Origin of the sequence: Colwellia sp. BRX8-7 (genome assembly GCF_014077275.1) — a bacterium.
GTDB lineage: Bacteria > Pseudomonadota > Gammaproteobacteria > Enterobacterales > Alteromonadaceae > Colwellia_A.
In genome coordinates, this window is record NZ_JACGVP010000011.1 from 44,033 (window position 1) to 67,858 (window position 23,826).

Here is a 23,826-nt window from a genome sequence, read left to right on the forward strand (position 1 = left end):
TATACTAGTCATTTTATTTTGCATGTTAATTTAGCAAATGTAAATCGTTCCTACTAGTTATTGTTTTTTATTATCGCAATTTTAACTGATTTCGAAAAAGTTAAGCTGCCAATAATTGTTTCGTCTTTATAATTTACAGTATTTACTTGCTTAGGGTAAGTATCGATGAGTAAATCATTTTTTACCACTAATCCGGATAAAAAGTTTTCAAAATTAGCTTCTTGGTAAATATAAACATTACCTTTAGCGACTTCTAAACCTATCCAATTGAGCTTGATTGGCTGTTTTTTATTATCTTGAACATCAATAAGTTGGAAATGTGCTTCAACATAGTTTTGAATGAACTTTTCGTATTTAGGATGCTCAGCTGAAAAGCGTATTTGCTGTTGCTCAGCAATAGCATTATCAATATCGTGAGCCGTAAATTGATGAATAACTTCTATGTTATGGGTTCTTGGATTAACTGATAAATCAGTTAATCCAAAGAAGTATCGGTGGGCTGCGCTTGAAAGCGCAACGCCACACAATAAACAAAAAACAAAGCTTTTAAATAATGAGGTTTTTGACATTATTTATCTTCTTCTTCCTTGTCTTCTTTTTCGTCATCAGCTGACTTTAATTTAACATTATAGTCACGCATCATGTCTTTTTTCTTACGTTTGTATAATTCAAAGCTTGATTTAATAGGGCGTGCTGGCCAGTAGTTATTGTTAACATCTACATCGGCTGTTTCCCAGTTTGGATCAATAGCGATAGCGGTAATCTCTTTGTCAGTAATAAATAATTTAGAAACATTTTTACTGTTTTTACGCCAGATTTCTGCAGGAATATGTACTTGTTCTGTTGTTTTATCTGCAAAAGTTAATTGGACAATAATAGGCATGACCAAGCCACCCTTATTTTCAAAATCAACGATGTAGAAATTTCTTTCATCAACAAGGAGATCTTTTTGCCATTGTTCTAACTTTTTATTTGCGCTGTTATAGGTATTACGTGCTTTATTGGTTGCCGTAAATTTATCATGCTCATTGTAAAAATCTAACAATTCAGGCTTGTCAGTTGTTCTAAGCCATTGACCTTTATCACGAAGGTCACTAATAAATGTTGGCTTTTCACTCTCTAAGGCACGATTCCAAGCGGCTTCTGTATCAGGGTTTTGGCTATCAGGACGATATAAATGAATATTACCTAAAGCGATATCAACATGATCTGTTGTGTAGAACCAACCACGCCAGAACCAATCTAAATCAACGGCTGATGCATCTTCCATGGTGCGGAAAAAGTCTGAAGGTGTTGGGCGTTTAAACATCCAACGTTGTGCATATTCCTTAAAGGCAAAATCAAATAATTCTCGGCCCATAACGGTTTCACGTAAAATATTTAATGCTGTTGCTGGCTTACCATAGGCATTATTACCAAACTGAAGAATTGATTCAGAGTTGGTCATAATAGGTACCTGGTTAGTACTTTTCATGTAATTAGTAATGTCAGCAGCATGACCACGGCGTGAAGGATAACCTTCTTCCCATGCTTGTTGTGCTAAAAACTGTAGGAAAGTGTTTAAACCTTCATCCATCCAAGTCCATTGACGTTCATCAGAGTTAACGATCATTGGAAAGTAGTTATGACCCACTTCGTGAATAATTACTCCAACTAAGCCGTATTTAGTACCACGAGAATAGGTTTTTTCACCCGTTTCTTTGTCAAGTGTTGGGCGAGGACCATTAAAAGTGATCATCGGATATTCCATGCCACCAACGGGTCCATTGACTGAAATTGATACTGGGTATGGGTAAGCAAAGGTGTATTTATTATACTGTTGCATGGTATGGATAATAGCTTCAGTGGAGTACTTTTCCCATAATGGATTACCTTCATTAGGGTAAAAAGACATCGCCATGGTATCGGTACCGCCTTCTTTATAACCTTGAGCGTCCCAAATAAATTTACGGCTTGATGCGAAAGCAAAATCACGAACATTTTTAGCTTTAAAATGCCAGGTTTTCGTTTTTGTTGAGCGAGATTTTTCGTTTTCAAGTGCTTCATCAACGGTAACGATAAGCACAGGTTTCTTTGCGTTTTTAGCTTGTTCTAAGCGTTTACGCTGTGTTTTTGTTAAGACCTTGCTTTCATTTTGTAACTCACCGGTAGCGGCAACAATATGGTCAGCAGGAACGGTGATCTTAACGTCGTAATCACCAAATTCTAAAGTGAATTCGCCGTTACCTAAAAACTGCTTATTTTGCCAGCCCATAACGTCATAGTATGCTGCTGCGCGAGGAAACCAGCCAGCAAGCTCATACAAATAGTTATCGTCTTCTTTAAAGTATTCGTAACCCGAACGGCCACCTAACACTTTTTGTTCATGAAGCTTATAGTTCCACTTAATATTTAATTCAACATCATCGCCGGATTTTAATGCCTTAGGTAAGATAACGCGCATCATTGTGCCGTTAATTACATAGTCAAGAGCACTACCGTTTGATGCTGTAACTGCAGTAATTGTATTACCACCATCAAATTCAGTTGACTCGATAGCGCCACGCAATCCGCTATAAGTTATTTTTTTACTAGGAGCTGTCGCTGTTAAGCGATTATCAGAGTCACGTTTTAAGCGGTTTTGATCTAGCTGTATCCACAAGTAGCGTAAAGTGTCAGGTGAATTATTGGTATAACTCATTGTTTCGCTACCCGTTAAGGTTTGCGTTTTATCATCAAGTTGAATATTAATTTTATAATCAACTTGTTGTTGCCAATACTGGTGACCTGGTGCGCCTGATGCAGTTCTGTAAGTGTTGGGTGTTGGTAAAGATTCTTCTAATTGACGAAATTTATCACTACTAATGGTGTTTTTCGCTATTGCGCTACCACTGGCAACAACAAATAAGCAAACTAACGCTGACTTGATTGAATATTTCATAGGCTTCCTGAATATTTTATAATATGGGCATGTTTAACCGTGTACTTATAGCATAAATAAGTTCACTGAGTTAAGGGGGAGGGTACTTCTTATGCGACCAATAGCTCTAAATATGAGTTTAATGGGGGTGTTAAAGTTATTATTACTCCTGAATAATAACGCTATTTACTACAGCTTTGACATGCACCATGCGCTTCAACAATTTGATGGCTAATGGTAAAGCCGGTAGCATCTGCCATCGAGCGTAAAGCTAAGTCTAAATTAGACGATTGAATTTCTTCAACATGTCCGCAACGGTCACAAATAAGTAATTGCACGGGATGATTACATTCACTGAAATGATGGCACATCACAAAAGCATTTATAGACTCAATCTTATGAACAAAGCCCTGCTTACCAAGGAAATCTAAAGCACGATAGATGGTTGCTGGTTTTGCTGCTGGGTCAATTAGCTTTAATTCGTCAAGCAAATCATAAGCACCAATAGCACCGCTATGTCCGGTTAATAGTTTAAATACTTGTTCGCGAGCCAAAGTAAATCGTGCACCACGCTTCTTGCAAGACTCTTTTGCTTGTATTAATAATTCTTCTGCATTCATTATGAGTTAGGTACTTGCATGATTGGGTTACTTTTTAGCAGTTTAACACAGAGATTTTGATGATGTAATATGCTTGAAAGGTTAATTACTTAACCTTTTAAATTAAAAGCGTGTTGTTGGCACTCTCAACGTTTACGAAAATGTAATGTAATATTTGATAGTTGGATAACAGCTAAGTACCAAGATAAAATTCACTTTACTGGTTTAGCAATTTTATCTTGCCCTCTTCGATACCTACGTGTCATCTTTAATCAATAAGAATAAATTTTTTACTATGGACTGAACATGCCTGAATTTGAATATTTAGATTTAACGCTCCAAAATAATGTCTTACATTTACAACTTGCACGCCCGAATAAGGCGAACGCGATGAATAAAAAAATGTGGTTTGAAATTGGTGACGCTTATCGTTGGATAAATAACCAAAACGATATTCATGTCGTGGTATTGAGTGGCAAGGGGAAACAATTTTCATCGGGCGCCGATATCAACTTTTTATTAGACGTTATGGCGTCAACACAAGATTGCCAAAATGATAAAACAGCGCACTTGAGGGCTGAAATCATTAATATGCAACAAGCATTTTCAGCGATTGTTGATTGTTCTGTTCCAACAATCGCAGCGGTCCATGGTGTATGTATCGGGGGGGCGGTTGATTTAATTTCGGCATGCGATATTCGTTTAGCGTCGATGCGGTCTTACTTTAGCATTTTGGAAACGCAATTAGGTATACCTGCAGATATGGGAACATTGCAACGCTTGCATTTTAATTTACCCGATGGCCGATTACGAGAATTAGCATACACTTCGGCTATTTTCTCAGGACGTCAGGCAAAAAAATGGGGCATGATTAATGATACCTATTTAACACGTAAGCGTTTAATGAAAGCTGCTTTCAGTTTAGCCAACCGCATTGCTTTATTACCTAATTATGCCGTAAAAGCGACAAAACGCAGTTTAAATGTAAATACCGATACTATTGTGGCTAATGGCTTAAGTGCAGTTGCCGACTTAAACGCAGAATTACTGCAGTCTCCACAAGCAATGTTGACAATGGAAGAGCTCAAACGAAAACTGAAAAAGTGATATAAAATTAAGTCATTTCAGTGAAATTATTTAAACGTTCTCCTCAATAAATATTTGTTGGCTTTAGCGCTATAGAGTTAATCTTTATATGTTACTAAAGAGTGTGCGTCGGGCACCTGCACTTGCTCAGGAAAGCCCAAGAAGAGACTTTGGGAAAATAATCATTAATTAAGCAGTATTGTCAGTAACGTTTGTCATCAAAGATTCATAAACTAACTCACTAAAAGCTATACCTTTTTCATTATTTAAGTCATAATTCATTGACATATAACAAGGAATGTTAATGATGAATGTCAATGAATTTGATCGAATGAATACCCTCTCTGAAAAAATCCTCAGCTCAACCGCATCTGTCCATGAAATAGCAGAATTTACTGTATTACTTAACCTATGGAAAAGCTCTGAAAAATTCAATTTAGTTATTGATTTACCCCAATAAAGAATAGACGTTTCAATTGTAAATATATTGATCTTTAGGTATAAATGTCTCGCCTATTTAGGATGAATTATAACAAATGGATGTTTTTGAATGAATTATACTGCTTCTCTTTTTGTGAGCTTAATATCACTGGCTCTTTTAGCTTCTTGTGGTGGAGGCAGTGGTGAACGTTCAGAAAAAATAACGACACCGCAGCCTACTGTTCCAACACCACCTGTTGTCGATGCGATTTTTACAGAAGATAATGCCGGTGATATTGCCATCTGGAGTACGGTGTTAACCGAAGCGAGTATTAATGCCGCAGACATCATCGAACAGGAAATTATTTGGTTTCATCATGCACCTGAAAACATCTTAATTAGAGACTGTAATAGCACAGGTACCGTTGAAAAAATTATTGACGATACAGAAAATAGCTACCAATTAGTTTTTACAAACTGTAGTTACCAAACCGATATTATTGATAGAAAAAATTCAACCACAACAGTGACTGCCTTAGTGAATATTACCCAGCAGGATATTCAACTTGATGACAGCAAGAATCCTTACTCGGATAGTTTCCTTATTAAGGACCTAAGTGCAAAGTTTTCCTCTACGGGCTTTATTATCTCTACGATAGAAGAGCCTTCACTTTCATTAGAGTTAATGTTTGAGTTTTTGCTAACAAGCAACCAAACGTGGAGCGCAAGTACTGAAGATTTAGACGGAGATCTCGTTTTAAATTATCAAAGTAAAAACAGAAAACTTGATATAAAAGCAATCGACTTTAAAGTTAAAACTGATGATTTAATGGTTGTTACTGACTCTCTAAAGCAAACGACAATTAATCAACATATTAACGCGCCAGGTAGTAATAAATATCCGCATTACCAAGTCGATATTACCAGTACAATAACGAGTGAACTATTTGCCTTTGAGACCACTTTAACCTCTACCGTTACCTCGCCATATTCAGGTAAAGGTTACGCATCACAATCACCTGCTGGAACCTTTAGACTGACCAACGCTCAAAATGAAGAAATATTGCTAACATTTATCACAAATAAATATATGCAATTGCACCTTAACCAAGAACTTATAGGTGAAGCAGAAACAGTAGCATGGACTTCATCCGCCTTATTTAATTTACATGATAATGCCCAAGCACTAGCTTTTATCCAAGAGTTAACACCGTTTAAAGCTATTTCAATTACTAAAGAGACGATTGAAAATGATCCCGTTGAAAAGGTAATCATAAAATTTAATAAAAAAGTATCTATTAATAGTAGTTATTCAAATACTCCGATACAAGTTTCAACTCTTTCGGTCTCTAATTCTTTTTACCGACCTATTATTTTAGCGACTGAAAACAACATTACCCTTTCTTTCGATACCAATGAATCTAAAGGTTTTTATAATATTTATTACGACGGAAACTATAAACTGAAAACCAGTGAAAAATATGTTGAACAAAGTTCAGGCGGACACTCAGTTAAACAAATCGTTGGCATTGTCGGTGAGGCAGTTACATTAGATCATACCGTAGAGCAGGTTCGATACTCATCTGTGTTCAACCATCTTATTGCAATAAATGATTTTAATACCGTAATAAAAGTCTTTGATCTTGAAACAGGTCACTTAATTAAGGCTTCTAATGAAACCAATATTATTTTTGACCATATTTGTTTCTCGGCTGATCAAGAACGTATATTTTTAACGGGTCTAAACTATGACGATTACAGTTACCAAATATTTTCATATGACCACCAAACGCTAAGGCTTATTGAGTCGTATCAGCAAACGGGCTCTGCTCATAGCCTTAAAAAGTGCGCGGCTAATCAACTTATATTTGTAAATGATGATTCACTTGAGCAATTTAACTTGTCAACGACAGACTTTTCGCTTACCAATACCGCTTTAGCTAACGTCAATAACATTGTTCAATTTCCATTAAACGACAATAAATTATTATATGTGTCGGATACAGATAGCCGTGGTTATGAATTGTTCTCATTAACATTAGATCCTTTGGCGATTGAAGCTGTTGCGACTCCACTGGCGGATAGTCGCGATACTTACAATTACTCTGGTAACCAAGAACGGGCTATTTTCATTGATGGCGTCAATGAAACACTGCTTGCTAGAAACACTGTTATTAAGATAAGTGACACTTCTGAAGTACTGCATACCTTTACGGGCGAAGAAACTTATTTTCCTAAGAAAAATGAACATATCCGATATCATAATCAAGCGCATAATATTATAGTTACTAATCTTGCGGTTTATGACGCCTCAACTTTTGTTGAGCTTATAGCACTCCCGTCGATTCCTGCGGCAAGCTATTGGTTTGTTGATAATGATGATAGATTATCTGTAGTCCTTCAATCAATGGATAGTATTTACCGAGTAAAGCTCTACTAATTTTACCGAGCGCTCAATTATAAAAAGGCATCAGCACAAAATATATAATTATTATACTGATGTTTAATTGAAGCGATTGTCTTATTTACGCCCCGCGTTGAGTCAATAAATACTCGTCTTAAGATAAAGCAATAACGATTTTATGTTAGTAAAAAAATGCTAGAAAGCCCTTAAACACTAATTATTGATGAGAAATTACCGTGAATAAATTATTTATAATAGGCATGTTATTTGCCTTAAATGCATGCACATCAGAATCAAAAAATTCACTAGGTATAGCATCCAATCCTAATCCTAAACCTTATGTGTTGTTAATTTCACTGGATGGTTTTAGGTGGGATTATGTTGATAAATATCAGCCTACATTCTTGTCTCAATTTGCTAAAGAGTCTGCTCATTTAACATCATTACGTCCTACTTTCCCGACAAAAACCTTTCCTAACCATTTGAGTATTGTTACGGGGTCATACCCTGAGAATCATGGCATAGTGTCTAACCGTTTCTATGCTCGCGATTTAAATAAAACCTACAGCATAAGAGACTCGGAAGCGGTGACCAATCCCGACTTTTATTTACGTAAACCCTTGTGGATTATTGCGGAAGAACAAAATATGCGTACCGCTAACTATTTTTGGCCAAGCTCCGAAGCCGCTATTGCGGGTATTTATCCGTCTCATTTTAAAAAATATGATCACAACGCCTCACATCAAGAACGCATAGATGGTGTATTAAATTGGTATCAGCTTCCTTCAAGCGAACGGCCGCAATTAATAACCACTTATTTTCATGATATAGACAGTGCAGGGCATGGTTTTGGTCAAGATTCACCTGAGCTTATTGCCGCTATTAACCGTGTAGATAGCACCATTCGTGAAATGGTTGAAAAAGTACGAACGTTAGATTTTGAAGTAAATATTATTATTGTCTCTGATCATGGTATGGCTGATTATCCTGCTAAGAATTATGAATATTTACCTAATTGGTTAAATGATGAATATAAAGTTTTGGCAACCAACCCTATTACACTTATATACGATGAGGGTAAGTCTACCCGCACATTAGCTCAAACTGTTGCACAATTAAATCAACAAGCTAAACATTATAAATGTTATCAATACCAAGATATTCCAGCAAAATTTAACGCCTCAAAATCCAGTCGTATCGGTGATATAGCTTGTTTAACCGATAACGATTGGTCGATAGGTTTTACCGGAAAAACCAGTAAAGGAAATCATGGTTGGAGTCAGTTTGACACTACAGACATGGACGGAATATTCTATGCACAAGGGCCCGCATTTAAAAAAGCATATCAGTTAGATACAGCTGAAAACATAAATATTATGCCATTAATTGCAGACATTTTAGGCCTAGAAATCACCACACCAATTGATGGTAAATTAGCGATTATGAAACCGTTACTTAAATAAATATTATGCCAATAAGAATAGCAGACATTTTAGGCCTAGAAATCACCACACCAATTGATGGTAAATTAGCGATTATGAAACCGTTACTTAAATAAATATTATGCCCATAAGAGTTGCATACTAAAAGTAATACACCGGTGATTTATTCGCTGGAGTATTGCTTTACTTATCCTTAAGGTTTTATAAATAGCTCGTTATGGTTAGGTAAACATAACGACTTGTCATTGAGTCAAGAAAGAGAGTTCACTTGAAACTAGTAATATACAGTTTAACGCTGCTATTAATATTGACCAGCCAGCTATCAATGGCTTTTGCCACTACGCCTTTTCAAATACCAAGAAGTAAAGTCGTTGAAATTAAAGATCCCGACAGTCAACGTGTTTACCCATTATTTATAAAGTTACCTAAATCTTATGCTAAAAATGATGATAAAACTTATCCCGTTATTTACTTAACCGATGCTTGGTATACTTTTCAGATTGTTTCTGGGGCAACCCGTTATCCAATGAATGCACAAAAAATGAAAGAAGCTATTATCGTTGGCATTTCATATGCTAAAGGGTCGAAGCGAGATGCTAGCAGAGTGCGAGACTATACCCCAAAAATCAATAAATCCTGGCAACAAACAACAGGTGGTGCTCAACAGCATATGGCGTTTATCGAAGCTAGTGTTATCAATTATATCGATAAAAATTATCGAACGGATCGACAAGATAGAACCTTTGTCGGTAACTCGCTTGGCGGATTATTTGGTACATATATATTATTAACTAAACCGACATTATTTAATCATTACATACTCGGTAGTCCTTCTTATTGGTTTGATAATAAGGTTATTTTTACATTAGAAGAGGCGCATCGAAAGCGGCAGTTAACCATTAATGCTAATATTTTTATTGCTATTGGCGAGCGTGAATCAAAAGCATTAGACAGCAGCCATGACATGGTCAAAGATGCTGAAAATTTTTATGAAAAAATACTTAATTGGCAACAAACTCATGTAAAAGCAAAAATTGTTATTATCCCAGAAGCCAATCATCAAACCGCTTTTCCTACGACGGTCATTCAAGGACTACATTGGATTTACAAAATATAACCTCATGCTAGTTTTGTATTTTTAGCCTAAAAAAAAGTCAAAAATAGTGTATATAATGGTAAATAATATACATTAAGTAAAATATTCTAATTAACGTTAAAAAAATAATTGCCAATTAATCGATATTGAGTTAAAAATGCGATTATCAGTGTATTTATATTTTAGTAGAGTTTATAAAATGGCTAATTTAGCAATATCAGCAGAAAGTTTTAAGGTAAATAGAAATTTTTACGATGATAGAAATTATCCGCGCGGCATAAAGCGTTCCGGTGACTTTAACTTGGCCGAGGCCGAGGCATTAGAAAAATATGGCGTTGCATTAATGGCACTTTCTTTAGGAAGCCGTCTGCCTGTTACCGAAGAAGAGCAACATTTTGTTGAAGTTTGTCGTGGTAATGCTGCTGTAAGCAATACCATCGAGAAGGCTTGGTTAAAATATCAAAACATAATTTTAACACCCAAGCAATTCCACACCTTATTTGGTCGAACTAAAGTTGAAACAGACGACGAACTTGAGTCAGATCCTGACGACCTAGATTAACCTTTTCTTGTTAATCTATTAGGCTATTTATGCAAGATACTTGCTATAACTTAGCCCCGATTTAGGTTCAAATTGACTAGGCGTTAATTCGCCAAATTATTAAGTGATGTTATTTAAAATTCACCCATCTTTATACCATAAAAATAGCTGAAAGCTATCGAGGCTTTCGGTGCTGTCACTTGGCATTATTTCTTTTGTTTAACATCGCTAAAGCCTTTATAATCAGCGAAATTTTCTGTTGTTGTTTCCAACAGCTACATTCGCTTTAAACTTAAAGGTTTTTTATAACTTTATGATTTCACATAAACTTTCTATTGCACCCATGCTCGATTGGACTGACTCCCCTATTTTTGCTGCCCTGTAAGGTTCGTAGGAGTACTAAAGGGGTACCTTTAAGTTTATATATTCCATTATAGCCCTTTTGGGATATTTCTTTTCCAATTTAACTTCGTGCTATCACACTATTTTAACTTCAGCTTTGTGCCTTGAGTTCAGGTGGTGAATGCAACGCTATCCTATAATTTGAATTTTTGAACGTTGCTAAACTTGTTTGTTGGAGGTTATTTTAAAATATTATCGACTCGCAAGGATGCTTTTGATTTGTTGATTTCATTACTTCTCAATGCATTATTATTTATATTATGGCCAATAAGTCTTTTACACCTAATTAGTAATTTTCCATAAATAAAATATAAAATATACTTTATTTGGACTGCTAGTCGTTCATTTTATTAAATTCAAAGTTTGTAACGCTATTAATTTATTAATACTATAGGCTAATACTTTGATCTATCTGGTTTAATTGTTTTTTTACTTGTATGATATTGATGTTTAATTAAACGTTGGATTATGGAGCAGAAATAAGTATGGTTATAAATAAAGTGGATATAGTAAAGTTCAGAGGATTTAAAAATGTATCCTTTGATTTAGGTAGCCATATTACTTTAATTGCAGGTAGAAATGGCACTCAAAAAAGTACCTTACTTGGTCTTCTGACCCAGCCATTTACCATAACTAATGCTTTAAACCCTATGAAGGGAGAAAAGCCTCTTTGTGGTGGGTCATTCAAGTCGGCATTTTCTGAAAAATTTAAATTATCTAAAACTTTTGATAAAGCAGGTGATCATGAGTGGACATTAGATGTTAAAAAAGTTAATTCACCTTTTACGCTTGTAAGTATGAAACGTGATCAAAAGACTGGAGCGATACGCTTTTGGCAGAAGGGGAGTCGAGGACAAGGGACAGGATATTTACAAAGACCAGTAATCTATCTCAGTCTAAAACGTTTGGTTCCTATAGGAGAAGATAAATCTCTTAAGACTAATGACGCTGTTACTCTAACTGATAAGGAAAAAGTTATTTTTAGAGAAGCTTATAATAAAATATTGATTAGTCGAGATGAAATTAAAGATTTAAATTATTTAAAAAGTTCTCATAAAGATACTATGGGTATTACTTCCAAAAATTATGATTGGCAGTCTAATTCGGCAGGACAAGATAATATAGGTAAAATATTATTGGCTATATTATCTTTTAAGCGATTAAAAGAAAAATTTGGTAGAGAATATCACGGCGGTATTTTAGCAATTGATGAGATTGACGCATCTTTATATCCAGCCTCCCAAGTTAAGCTGATTGAACAAATGATGAAGTATTGTTCTAAATTTAATATTCAATTAATTGCTACAACTCATTCCTTACCTTTAATTAAAAAAGTATTTGATTTCTCCTTACTAGATAAACAAGTTGGACAGTGTAAAGTAGCATTTTTGGAGAAATTGGATCATTCTGTAATTGTTAATGACAATATTGATTATGATGGGATTGTTGCTAAATTAAATTTAGATCTCGGTAATCCAAAATCTTTGAGTAAAATAACTATTTTCACTGAAGATGCTGAGGGGCGGGAGTTCGCAAAAGCGATAATTAAATCTACATATCCACAGATTGAATTTATAAGGAAGTGTACATTTAGTTGCGACTTACTTATTGAATTGAATCGAACTAATGTACCTGGTTTTGTTTTTCCAACTTCAATAGTCATTCTTGACGGTGATGTTAAACGGAAAAAGTTAAAAGAAAATTTTGTTCTACTTCCAGGAACTAATTCTCCAGAAAGAGAACTAGCTCAGTTTCTTTATGATTTAAGTGATATGGATCCTTTCTGGACTTCTAAAAATCAACACTATGACAAAGATTGTTGTTTTCTTGATTTTTCTCTCGATGAGATTTTAGGTGATAGAAATAAGGCAAAGTTATGGTATAACTCACAAAAAGAAATGAAAGTTTGGGGAAACGAAGCAAGAGCCTTATATAATCGTTGGATGAAAGATAATAAAGAAGTTGTAGTTAAATTTTTAGATGACTTTGAAGCTATATACTTTTCTACTTTGAGGGAAAGAAAATTAATACAATAGTTGTGGCCATAGCGTAAAAATTATCTGTATAATCTAGGTATATTTACTTAGAGCAATTTTTTATGCCCCAAACACCTACTCCATTACGATATCCTGGCGGGAAGTCTTCCGTTTGGCCTATGGTTTCAAAACTTATTTCTGAAAACAACTTGGAAAACAGGGAATATGCTGAGCCTTTTGCAGGTGGTTGTGGATTAGCTTTAAACCTATTATTTAGAAACAAAGTGTCGAAGCTTCACTTAAATGATTTCGACCCTTCAATTTGGAGTTTTTGGTATTCAGTCTTAAATTTAACAAATGAGTTGATTGATATGATTCAGCAAACTCCTGTAACAATTGAAGAATGGCATAAACAAAGAGAAATCCATAAAACTACATCAAGAGATAATCCACTTATTTTGGGTTTTTCTACTTTTTTTCTAAATAGAACTAATCGGTCTGGTATTATTTTAAAAGCTGGAGTGATTGGGGGGAAGTCACAAGCAGGAGAATATAAGTTAGATTGCAGATTCAATAAAAAAGGGTTGATAGAGAAGATAGTTAAAATAGCTGAACGTAAACACGATATACAACTTTATAATTTAGATGCATTAGAGTTTTTCTCAGTTACAGATAAGCTTCTATCCAAAAAAGGACTTTATTGTATCGACCCTCCGTATTACATGAAAGGACAAACTCTATACACTAATTTTTACGAGCATGATGATCATGTTCAATTGGCAAAAGTTATTGAAAGTTTGAGGACACCATGGATTCTAACCTATGATAATGCTTCTGAAATAAAAGCTTTGTATACAAAATTTGATAAGTTTTTGTTTAATTTAAATTATAGTGCGGCACGTAAGCGTAAAGGTACAGAACTCTTTGTAAAATCAAAAAATTTATCAGTTGATATAATGATGAAAGATTATTTTAAAAAAATAAGTAATGATAATATTTAATATTATAGTGAATTTACATTCTTTGCCCTGACCAAACTACGCGTCCTATTAATTCGATATCCGTACCATTTAAATGTTCTTTGTTTATTTCCCAAGGCTCATACATATTATTATCTGATTTCACTTTGATAATACCGCCCGGTAATAACTGTAATCTTTTCACTAACAAATTGTGATCATGTCGCATCACATAAATACCATCACTTAGCCCATTAAAATTACGGTTAACCATAATCATGGCTCCGTTCTTTAGTGTTGGGTACATGCTGTCACCATCAACCAACATCAAAAAGACTTCTTTTGGATTTACACCTATTTCTTTATCTAACCATTCAGGTTCGAAACTAATCAAGTGAGTTTGCTCTTCTGCTTCTACTAATGCTCCATCACCAGCTGATGCTCTAACTTCGTAAAAGGGTAAATTTACATGACCAACAGCAAGCAATTTATTAGGTTCCGATTCAGAACTTTTGTTTATAACGGGAGTTTCATTATTATTAGGATCGAAGAACCATTTAGCTAGATATACAAATTTTTCATTACTTAATATTTGTTCTATTGCAGACAGTCCATTAGATATTCCACTCTCTATTTTCTTCAACGTACTCAAGGGTATAGATAGCTTTAAAGCAAAATCTTTTTGTGTAAGTCCTAGCGAGGATCTTAATAATTTTATCTTTTTACCATAATTCATTTGACAAAGGTTCCTGTTAGGTACTAATATCTGCCTAAGAGTTCGTTTTAGGAACTTTGTGGCAACTGTAATCGCTTTGACTTGTTATAACCGCAAATAATTACATAGGTGTTGTATGAATACAAATTTTGCATTGCTCGCTAGGTTCCAAACACCAGTGATTGAACTGAAAAATGTCTGTGAAGAATTCTTCGGTATCAAACCAAAAACAGCAGAGCAAAAAGCTAAAGGATGCGACTTTCCAATTCCTACATTTAAATTGCGAGATTCAGAACGTAGCCCGACATTAATAAAAATTGAAGACTTAGCGACTTATATCGACAAACGCTATGCAGAAGCAGAAAACGAATGGAAACAAGTTCACAACCTTTAACGCTATTACTACTAAGTATCGCGTATCGGTAAGAAAAACACGAATAAAAATTAATACGACAATTTAACTAAATTGGGATCATTAACAATGAAAGACATTTATTTTCAAAATGAAGCATGGGGCGATGTGGCAATACAGCATCAAGGCCAAGTGCATCATTTTACGAATTTAATGTCATTGATTGCCTTTTTACAACCTATCTATGGTGTTGACTTCAACTTGATTGAAGTGACCGAAGACAACTTTCAAGATTTATACGACTCAGGAGTATTCAATGACCAATAACATACCCTGCAAAGTCGATGCGTTGTCACTGACATGGTCACCTAAAGAGCTTTTACGCATAAAAGACCTTGCCAAAATTGGTGCTTGTATCAAAGGCGAGATTATCACTAATTCAAAAAACGCAGCATTAACTAGACACTTACAAACCTTAAAAACAAAGAAAGATAGTGATTTACTTAATGTTGCGGCTTTTGATGCCAATGGCTACAAGGATGTATTGAACCGATATCAAACAGCCTGTACTGAAATTACCCGTGAATATAACAACAGACGCCATAAAGACATTTCTCTTAAAACGTCTTATCTGTCTTCCAATGAAGTCGCTGCACGTTATGAACTGCGTGAAATGCTTGATGGTGAATTAGAAGTCGATACTGCCGTTAAATATGATGATCGGATAAATAACCTTTTAGAAAATATCGGGGTCGATTTACTTGATGTACTTTGTTGCGGTGAAGCTGAAAGATTTGTCTGTCGTTTAAATCATGTATTCACAGCAGAATCTTACATGTGGACAGTACAAGCCAATTCAACAGGTCGCTTTAACTATCAATATTCAGCCAACCTTTACGCAGACGGAGAGCATGCAGGAATTATTGCTTGGGGTGGAAAGAACCTTGGTTGTTATGTCTCTTTTATGGGGCTCGGTTGTGACGCGTTAGATATGGCACGTGTGTATGAAGAAATTAAAAACATACCGTCTATCAAAATAACCCGTATCGATTTAGCTCATGATGATTTCGCAGGGAAGCGCTCGATTAATGTTGCACGTAAGTATGCAAAGCAGGGGGGCTTCTGCTCTGGTGGTCGTCCTGCTTCTTACATGTATATCGAGTCAGGTCACTTAAACAAAAAAATTCAAAGTGAATTAAAGAAGCAATACAAATTCATTCCTGACAAGGGACGTTCTTTGTACGTTGGCTCTCGTCAATCAGGCAAGTTATTACGTGTTTATGAGAAGGGCATTCAGATGGGCGACCCTAATGATAAATGGGTACGTTGGGAATTAGAGCTTCATTCTAGCCAACGTATTATACCGCTCGATGCCATGATAAAACCCAGTGAATATTTAGCTGGTGCTTATCCTGCACTAGCGTTCTTAAATGAAGAGCAAAACGTTATCAAGACCACGATTAAAAAAGCCCGTATGACCATTGAACGCATTATTGAAAACCAAGTTATCAGTACCCGTAAAGCTATCAACATGATGCGCGTGCTTTGCGATATGTCTGATAACCAAATTATCGACAAATTCTTATCAGGCGTTGTTGAGCCCTATAGCAAAGCTTGGCTGCCCCAAAGGTTATCGATATCGATAACAGAGCAACAGTTTTTAGACCAAATTCAATTACAAAATAAAGCAGAAAACCACATTTTAACAACCTAAACGATAACAGGAATAACTATGTCTACTTTAAAAAATATTACACTTTTAAGCGTTAAGTTTGGCTCAGGTACTAGCAACAAATCAGGCCAACCAAAACCCTACAAATTCGCTAACGTCACTTACTTAAAAGCGGCTAAAGATTTCATCAATGACCAACACAATATTCAAATGGCAGGTTTTGAAGTGCAAGAAGTCAACATGGCTTTTGATATTGGCCTGTTCAATGAGTTCAAAGCTAACTGCCCGTTTCTGCAACCTATTAACTTGATGTTAGATGCCGACCCAGAAAACCCAGCACGTAATATTGTTTCTGGTTTTGAATCGGTAGGTAAATAACCCATGGCTAAATCAACCGTTCCTTTTTTCGACTCAGGCATAAACATAACCTCGCAAGTGATTAGCGATACACCGTTTAACTGTGTGTGTGGATGGAAAGGCAAAACGGCTGATTTAGCACTATCGCATGACATGAGTTGTTGCCCTCGGTGTTCCAACTTAGATGTCCGTATCGATTTAACTTATTTGAATGGATTGAATTAATTATGGCTCCTTATCCTTTCTGGCTTACTGCTATGCCTATTGAATATCAGTATTCATTACTGGCACTCATGTTTCTTATGGTCGCTGTTTTTGTGGTTGTTATAAGAGCGGATGATAAATAATCATGACTGAACCTCAATTTGAATATTTCATTCAATTTCTTATCGTACTTGTTGTCGTATTCGTTTTTTTTATCGGGTACTCAACGGGGAGTCGTGACAGTGATTGAATTAACATTTTCAACTATATCTGGTTATCTTTGCATTGCTTGGTTATCTGGATATGGCATTGGAAAAGCTCACTCTCTTTTTAGAGTGTTTATAAAACGTTCCTCAGGAACATATTAAAAAGGTACATCCTATGAATAAGAATCAAGTTCAGTTATTTAAAGAAAAAGCACAATCTAAAGGCCTAGCTATAAAGTCAGCTGTTGTTACCGCTTGTTTTATGGCTTGTGCAAATGCAAACGCCGCTTTAGTTCAGGCTGATGCTGATGCTGTAGTTACCGAAGTTCTAGCTGATTTGGCCATTGCTGTTGCTGCTGGTTTTGCGATTTTTGGTACTGCTACTGCCGCTAAAGCTGGTTTCGGTATGCTATCTCGTTTTATCGGTAAAGGTGCTCGTGGTTAGTTTTAACTAGCTTTTTTTTAGCTAGGGGGGTGCAGGCCACTTGTGGTCTGCCCCTCCTAGATAAAAATAACTATGGGGCATTATCATGTATAAGTTTTTCATTTTTATTTTAGTATCTACAATTTCTTTCACAACACTAGCAAATCCAACTATTCGCGCAATCTCAACACCAAAGTATTTTCCACCAACACCTTATTCGAAAATCGGCATTAATGCTTATAACGCTAGTACTGTTAGAGGCGCTGTTTCTGTTGCTGGGCGTTTTGCCGTTGCTACTTTAAATCCCAGTTCGCCACTAGCCCTAGCAAAACAATTAGCTAGGGCAAATCCATACGCTATTGCCGCTATGGCCGCATCAATTTACTTTCAAGATGAAATCGGCCAATGGTTAGAGCCACCTACTGAAACAGGCGAAAGACCTCAAGCACCACCTAAGTCTGAACCTATTTTTGGTGGCAACTGTACTTCTTATCAAACTGGCCTTTCTCCCGGTGCAATGTCTATGCAAGAATGTAAAAGTAACTTATCAGCAGAAGATAGTAGACCACGCTATGCAGAAGATACCATTGAATTAAAGTGGCCATCTTCGGTTGAATATGAAATTAAGGTTCAAATTTGTTCTGCGCGAGTAGTTAATGGTGTTAATGACCCTTGCGCAACTTATACTGTCGGCTCTCTTGGCACTTTTGTTCAAAAAACAACTGTTATTGGTTATAGTACCGAATGCCCTCATGAAGAACATCCCGCCTTTATAATTCCTGTTGATCCAGATGGTGACGGTGAAATAGATTATTGTTTAAACCCTGCTCATCAAGATGGTTATCAGGCTAAACCTGTTGGTTTTGAAGATATAGCTCAACCCTATGCTGATGACTTGATGGAATACCACAATACATCTATAGATTTATTGCAAAATTGGAACCCTGACCCTGCTAGTTCTGTCGACTCACAATGGCAACCTTACGTAATCGGTTCAAGTGATATTGTAGAACCTGAATTTATCAGTTCTTATAATCAGCCCAGTGGCGTTTCAAATACAGCCAACGATTACATGATATATGTTTCAAGTGGTGACTTTCAAACTTCGAACCCCTCAGGCGCTAATTATGTACCCCCTGAAATGGTTCAACCAATCCAAACAGCTATTACATCAGTTTTTAATAACAGCCCATTTATTGACCCCACGACAGGGACAATATCTAGCCCTGTAACCTCAACAGATGGTGCCGCTACTCCTGCACCTGTTCCAACTGGGAGTGCAACAAATCCTATTAATGTCACTGGAGATATAAACGTAAATGTTACTATTCCAGAAGATGACACTATTTCACAAGCTGAGTATGAAGAATCAAATGCAAAGGATTATCAAGATTTTGACCTTACCGCTCAACTTGAGAAATCAAAAATAGACGAATCAATTTCAGGTCTTGAAACAGCTGATTCAAATTTTATAGATTCTTTAACACCAGATATTACAAATTTTGCTGTACCTGATTTTCCAACATTGGCAACTATTTGGCCTAGTTTTACAACAGGTGTTTGTACTGGTTTTTCACTAAACACATCGATAGCTGGTAATCAAAAATCAATAATGTTTGATGCACATTGCCCACCATATAACACTTATATTCATCCTTTGCTTGTTTGGATACTTTACATGATGACAGGTTTATATGTGTTTCATTTGGCTTCACAAACTCTAGGGAGAAAATAACATGGGTGTTATAGCTGCCTTTTTAGGTACTATTTTTTCAGGTATTACGGGGCTTATATCTGTTTTTCTTGCGCGTAAAGCCGCTTTTTCAATAGCCTATATTGCTATTTACATTGCTATTGCCGCTGTATTTATTGCCGCTATTAATACGGGGCTTTCTGCAATTTCAACATCAGTACCAACCAACAGTTTTATATTGTCGGGCTTATCATTACTTCCATCAAATACGGTTCAATGTATCGGTATTATTAGTGCAGCCCATGTTGCAGCCTTTGCTTTTAGGTTTAAAGACGTTTTACTTGGTTTTAAGGTTAAAGCGTAATGGCTACTTTTATCGAGGGGCGTCGCGGCTCTGGCAAATCAAAGTGGGCTGTCGCTAAAATACAACTCTACTTAAATGAAGGTCGAAAGGTTGTCACTAACCTTGATTTGTTTTTAGAGAACATGTGCCCTGATAATAACGCTGTAAATTATATTAGATTGCCTGATTACCCAAGGTCCATAGATTTGCATGCTATCGGCTCAGCTTATGACACATTAGATGAAAACGACCCTGATACATACGATGAAAATAAAAACGGTGTGGTTATAATTGATGAGCTTTTAACGTCATTTAACTCAAGAAACTGGAATGACCCAGACCGCTTAAATGTCATTAATTGGATAGTTTTATCGAGAAAAAAAGGCTGGGACTTATATTTTATCGGTCAAGATTTCGGCTCAATAGATAAACAAATTCAAGATACCGTTATCGAAGAGATTATTTCTTGTCGTTCAAACGAAAAACTCTACCCTGGTGTATTTTGGAATTTCATTATAAAGCCAATTTACATGCGCTTCGCAGGTAAAAAACATTTTGCTTATCGCTATGATGGGAAAACAAAGGGCAAAGATACCTTTAATTATCGTGAATCTTTTAAGCGTGAAGATTTACATAGTTGTTATAAAACAGGCCAGATTTTTAAAAAAAAGGTGCGTTTAATTCATAACGAAGGGGCTAAGAAACCCATTGAATTTGATGATAGAGCCTTGTTTTCTGTCATAGGAAAACACTATTTCACAACATCAAAAAGCTATCCAATGGCTATTTACAAGCCAAAGGATAATTTAGCCACTAAGCTAAAAACAAAATTGACCTCGAGCATTAAAAAACCAATGCTGATTAATGTAATGCTTATGGCTTTATCTGTTGTTTTTGCTTATTTGTACTTCACTAAGCCGCAGAACGTAACAAATACCATCGTAAAAATTGAGCCGGTACAGCCAATTGTTAATAAAGAAGTTAAAAGCCTTACTGACATCAAAGTGAAATTAAGTGATAGCGATATCGGTATTATTTATATTAATTGTTTTCAATATTCAAGTGATGGCCGTTTCGATTATTGCTTTAAAAATAGGGAAGGCGACATAGTTAAGCCTGAGCATATTGGTTATAAAATCTTATCCAATGGTGAATGTCATGTGAAGCTTGTTAGGAATGAAATTGAATTGGACGTTTATTGTGATCCAGTTATTAGGCGAGAAAAGCCGATTAATACTAACGATGAAAGCTTAGTTACATCACTTTGATTTTATACAGCGTAGCGGAAACTTCTTTGTTCCAACAAAGAGTGATTAGCTTGCGATGTTAATAGAGTCAATTGATGTCTAACATCAAATACACTCAAGGCCGCACAGTATAAATTGATTTGCGAACGCATTTAATGCCGTGCAAAGTCATTTTTAAAATCAACCATTGCCGTCCTGCAAAACCCTTCTTAAAATATCCTGTAATGTATTGCGGGGTATAACGCCTACCATTTTACTCGCTTCTAGCCACAACTTGTTATTTTCAGTTTTTAACATACAGCTAACACAACAAATAACAGGGAATGTTACTTATGACGACTAGAGAAATTGAACGGATGAATATCCTCTCTGAGAAAACACTGTCCCTAACTGCGACTCCAGAAGAACTCGCTGAATTTTATCAACTGCTTAATATTATGAAAAAGTCAGACACGCATAATATCGTTCTCGGGTTGCCACGTAGATATAATCTATTAACGTGATCCATAATGTTTCATTAGTTAGCCTTACAGTTTATTCTCAGTAGCAATTTAATTATTATTGGCTAAGGTCTTTTTGGTGCGCTTAGGAGACCTTAGCCTCAAAATTTTTGCCCTATATTTTCTAATGAATTTTTTCATGGCGTATTACTGAGAAGTCTTAGTAATAATCATAAAACAACCTTATGTTATTCTAATTTATTGATATTTAAGATAATAATATTGATTTTGATGTTAGATATTACTGAGAAGTCTCAGTAATATCCACTTTCTAACAAAAATACAAAATTTGTATTTCCTAAAGCTCTGAAATTATGGGATATTAATTTCAATTAAATAATATTTATGGGACGGACATTACTGAGAAGTCTCCATAATAAGCGTTAGGTTTCAAATCATACACCGGAGTAGTATTTTAATTATGGACACAGTAAAAGCAGATAATATTGCAGTTGACATAGCTGACGAAAACAAAAAAAAGAATGAAACCTTAACAACGGAATTACACTTTGAGTTACTAAAGCAGTATGCATGGCTTTCGTCGGCAGTAATTGGAGTAATAATTTTCCTTATACAACTAAAAATAGTTGCCGTAGGGGAAGCTGTATATGTTTCAATGGCTTCATTAGGGCTTTTAATATTTTTTGCTGTTATTGGGCAAGATCATATTGTGGACTCCTTACTTAAAGGTAAGGATGTTTATCAAATATCTAAAATGTTGAAGTTCATCCGTGGCACTTCTATGGGTTGTTTAGGGTTTGGTGCAGGTTATTTTTCTATTACGCTTTTTTAAACCTAACAAGGCAATCAAGCAGGAAAATTTACAGCTGGCTGTTTTCACTGCGTTCAACATTTTAGCCAGCTATAAATTTCCTCTTATTGAGGCGTTAGCACTATAGGTGAAATAATGACTAGTGTCGAAGGAAAAGAAGCTGCTGAACTTTTCTCAAAGTACCATGCCCTAATCTCATCAGAAAGTGATCGAGGTGCTGTTATTTTAGCTGGTTCTATTTTGGATCTAGTACTCGAAAAATTGATAGTGTCGTTTTTACTTCCACCAGTTAAAAAAGAAGATAAATTAATCAGTGGTGCTTATGCCCCTCTTGGCAGTTTTTCTGCCAAAATTGAGATGAGTTATAGGTTAGGGTTAATCAAACCTCAAGTGCTAAAACAGTTACAATTATTTAAAAGCATAAGAAATGACTTCGCTCATCGCATCACAGATGCAGAACTTAGTAGCCAAGAAAACAAAAGTAGAATGCAGGAAATATTGAATAAAACTCCTGACATGGAAAGCGCACTTTTAGAAACGTATAGCAAAGTTTTTAAAGAACACGAAATAAAGAAAGACAATAATAATCTAATAGCATTAATTGGTGTAAGACATGCATTTAATACTCTTTTTGCATGTATGTGTATGTCACTTGAAAGAGTTTCTCTTGATACCAAACGGATTGCTGCTACTCAATAATAGTGCTAACAAGCACTTTAAACGGAACAAAAACTAATCTGAATTCAATTCTAGCCAGTAAGTGCTAATGTCCGCTGTGTGGCATTTACTGTCTTAATTAGTTTTAGATTATGTATATAGATATTTTGCATTTAAGTCACCGATAGGTGACTTTTTTATACCCCCGTCTAGTAATACGGGGGTAAAGTATTTTTTATTTACCTTTAGTGATTAATTTTATATTTCTAATTATTATTTATTTAATTTCTCGTGATCACATTTGGAAAAAACTCAAAATAAATCCATAGCAAGCTCAAAAGAAATCCAAAAGAAATCCAAAAGAACTCAAAAAGAACCATTTTCACACTGTGCATATATCCACGTGCGTATTAAAGTACCTAAATGGTACCAAGATTCAGTTTGTTCTTAGTCCCTATGCTACATCTGGTTAAATTCGCAAAAGTTCATATATGAGTCATTTGGTGGCTTGTTTCGCAATTGTTTAAAAATAACTCTTTTTACGAGTGAGTCGTTATAGTATAATGAATTCAGATAGATTTTCGTCTATCTACTTTATTAACTTAACGGAAGGACATTATTATGAATAGAAAACATGATGAAAATGAGTATTATTCAGATCCAGTTCAATTAGAATTAGCTTTGTGGGAGATATAAGGATGGCTAAAACACAGACAAATAAAAAGAAGGTTTATGTGCATGAGCATACTAAGACAGTTAACAAGAAGAAGATCACAGTACCAACGCACTATAGATCAACTCCTAATTAACTTTAACTTCTGGCGAAGTATTTTTGATTAAGGAGTTCGAGCTCTTTAATC

General features: G+C 35.5%; 22 protein-coding genes. 18 read left to right on the plus strand and 4 right to left on the minus strand.

Going from position 1 to position 23,826, the window contains the following annotated elements:
• Positions 1-53: 53 nt before the first annotated feature.
• From H4J57_RS12005 to zur, 3 genes are all read right to left on the minus strand, one after another.
• Positions 54-569 carry a DUF6702 family protein gene (locus tag H4J57_RS12005; RefSeq protein ID WP_182222528.1) on the minus strand — a complete coding sequence of 172 codons (516 nt, stop codon included), beginning with the start codon at positions 567-569 and terminating at the stop codon, positions 54-56.
• Positions 569-2,920 (minus strand): M1 family metallopeptidase, encoded by a 2,352-nt coding sequence (locus tag H4J57_RS12010; RefSeq protein WP_182243060.1) that lies wholly within the window; start codon positions 2,918-2,920, stop codon positions 569-571. Before H4J57_RS12010 ends, H4J57_RS12005 begins: the two co-directional genes overlap by 1 nt.
• 161 nt (positions 2,921-3,081) lie before the next feature.
• The gene (gene zur, locus H4J57_RS12015; RefSeq protein ID WP_070374992.1) at positions 3,082-3,519 is read right to left on the minus strand and encodes a zinc uptake transcriptional repressor Zur; all 438 of its coding nucleotides are present in this window, start codon (positions 3,517-3,519) and stop codon (positions 3,082-3,084) included.
• Positions 3,520-3,804: 285 nt separating this feature from the next.
• On the opposite strand from zur, the gene H4J57_RS12020 reads away from it, so the two are divergent.
• From H4J57_RS12020 to H4J57_RS12055, 8 genes are all read left to right on the plus strand, one after another.
• Positions 3,805-4,605: an enoyl-CoA hydratase-related protein gene (locus H4J57_RS12020; RefSeq protein ID WP_182243062.1), complete on the plus strand. Its 801-nt coding sequence runs from the start codon at positions 3,805-3,807 to the stop codon at positions 4,603-4,605.
• Between the two features lie 283 nt (positions 4,606-4,888).
• Entirely contained in the window at positions 4,889-5,044 is a 156-nt protein-coding gene (locus H4J57_RS12025; protein WP_182214746.1) for a hypothetical protein, read from the plus strand.
• A gap of 90 nt (positions 5,045-5,134) precedes the next feature.
• A complete protein-coding gene (locus H4J57_RS12030; protein ID WP_182243064.1) occupies positions 5,135-7,444 on the plus strand; it encodes a hypothetical protein in 2,310 nt (769 codons plus the stop codon).
• Positions 7,445-7,644: 200 nt separating this feature from the next.
• Positions 7,645-8,871: an ectonucleotide pyrophosphatase/phosphodiesterase gene (locus H4J57_RS12035; RefSeq protein WP_182222531.1), complete on the plus strand. Its 1,227-nt coding sequence runs from the start codon at positions 7,645-7,647 to the stop codon at positions 8,869-8,871.
• 247 nt (positions 8,872-9,118) lie between these two features.
• Entirely contained in the window at positions 9,119-9,967 is an 849-nt protein-coding gene (locus H4J57_RS12040; protein WP_259366853.1) for an alpha/beta hydrolase, read from the plus strand.
• A gap of 178 nt (positions 9,968-10,145) precedes the next feature.
• Positions 10,146-10,508 (plus strand): DUF413 domain-containing protein, encoded by a 363-nt coding sequence (locus H4J57_RS12045; RefSeq protein WP_182222532.1) that lies wholly within the window; start codon positions 10,146-10,148, stop codon positions 10,506-10,508.
• Positions 10,509-11,374: 866 nt separating this feature from the next.
• A complete protein-coding gene (locus tag H4J57_RS12050; protein ID WP_182243066.1) occupies positions 11,375-12,925 on the plus strand; it encodes an AAA family ATPase in 1,551 nt (516 codons plus the stop codon).
• Positions 12,926-12,987: 62 nt separating this feature from the next.
• Positions 12,988-13,866: a DNA adenine methylase gene (locus H4J57_RS12055; RefSeq protein WP_182243068.1), complete on the plus strand. Its 879-nt coding sequence runs from the start codon at positions 12,988-12,990 to the stop codon at positions 13,864-13,866.
• A 13-nt stretch (positions 13,867-13,879) separates the two neighbouring features.
• On the opposite strand, the gene H4J57_RS12060 is transcribed toward H4J57_RS12055, so the two are convergent.
• Entirely contained in the window at positions 13,880-14,560 is a 681-nt protein-coding gene (locus tag H4J57_RS12060) for a helix-turn-helix transcriptional regulator (RefSeq protein ID WP_182243070.1), read from the minus strand.
• A 115-nt stretch (positions 14,561-14,675) separates the two neighbouring features.
• Here H4J57_RS12060 and H4J57_RS12065 point away from each other — a divergent pair, with 115 nt between their 5' ends.
• The 10 genes from H4J57_RS12065 (at position 14,676) to H4J57_RS12110 (ending at position 23,008) form a co-directional block, all read left to right on the plus strand.
• On the plus strand, positions 14,676-14,933 hold the full coding sequence (locus tag H4J57_RS12065; RefSeq protein WP_182227599.1) for a pyocin activator PrtN family protein: 258 nt from the start codon (positions 14,676-14,678) through the stop codon (positions 14,931-14,933).
• 87 nt (positions 14,934-15,020) lie between these two features.
• Entirely contained in the window at positions 15,021-15,218 is a 198-nt protein-coding gene (locus tag H4J57_RS12070) for a hypothetical protein (protein ID WP_182222538.1), read from the plus strand.
• On the plus strand, positions 15,208-16,605 hold the full coding sequence (locus H4J57_RS12075; protein ID WP_182243072.1) for a replication initiation factor domain-containing protein: 1,398 nt from the start codon (positions 15,208-15,210) through the stop codon (positions 16,603-16,605). Before H4J57_RS12070 ends, H4J57_RS12075 begins: the two co-directional genes overlap by 11 nt.
• Before the next feature lie 18 nt (positions 16,606-16,623).
• Positions 16,624-16,941, plus strand: coding sequence for a hypothetical protein (locus H4J57_RS12080; protein WP_182222540.1), 318 nt, complete (start codon positions 16,624-16,626; stop codon positions 16,939-16,941).
• Between the two features lie 564 nt (positions 16,942-17,505).
• Positions 17,506-17,775: a hypothetical protein gene (locus tag H4J57_RS12085; protein WP_220465327.1), complete on the plus strand. Its 270-nt coding sequence runs from the start codon at positions 17,506-17,508 to the stop codon at positions 17,773-17,775.
• Positions 17,776-17,860: 85 nt separating this feature from the next.
• Positions 17,861-19,489: a hypothetical protein gene (locus H4J57_RS12090; RefSeq protein WP_182243074.1), complete on the plus strand. Its 1,629-nt coding sequence runs from the start codon at positions 17,861-17,863 to the stop codon at positions 19,487-19,489.
• A 1-nt stretch (position 19,490) separates the two neighbouring features.
• Entirely contained in the window at positions 19,491-19,811 is a 321-nt protein-coding gene (locus H4J57_RS12095) for a DUF5455 family protein (RefSeq protein ID WP_182222542.1), read from the plus strand.
• A complete protein-coding gene (locus tag H4J57_RS12100; protein ID WP_182243077.1) occupies positions 19,811-21,058 on the plus strand; it encodes a zonular occludens toxin domain-containing protein in 1,248 nt (415 codons plus the stop codon). Before H4J57_RS12095 ends, H4J57_RS12100 begins: the two co-directional genes overlap by 1 nt.
• A gap of 900 nt (positions 21,059-21,958) precedes the next feature.
• Positions 21,959-22,330 carry a hypothetical protein gene (locus H4J57_RS12105; protein ID WP_182243078.1) on the plus strand — a complete coding sequence of 124 codons (372 nt, stop codon included), beginning with the start codon at positions 21,959-21,961 and terminating at the stop codon, positions 22,328-22,330.
• Positions 22,331-22,444: 114 nt separating this feature from the next.
• Positions 22,445-23,008, plus strand: coding sequence for a hypothetical protein (locus tag H4J57_RS12110; protein ID WP_182243080.1), 564 nt, complete (start codon positions 22,445-22,447; stop codon positions 23,006-23,008).
• Positions 23,009-23,826 lie beyond the last annotated feature (818 nt).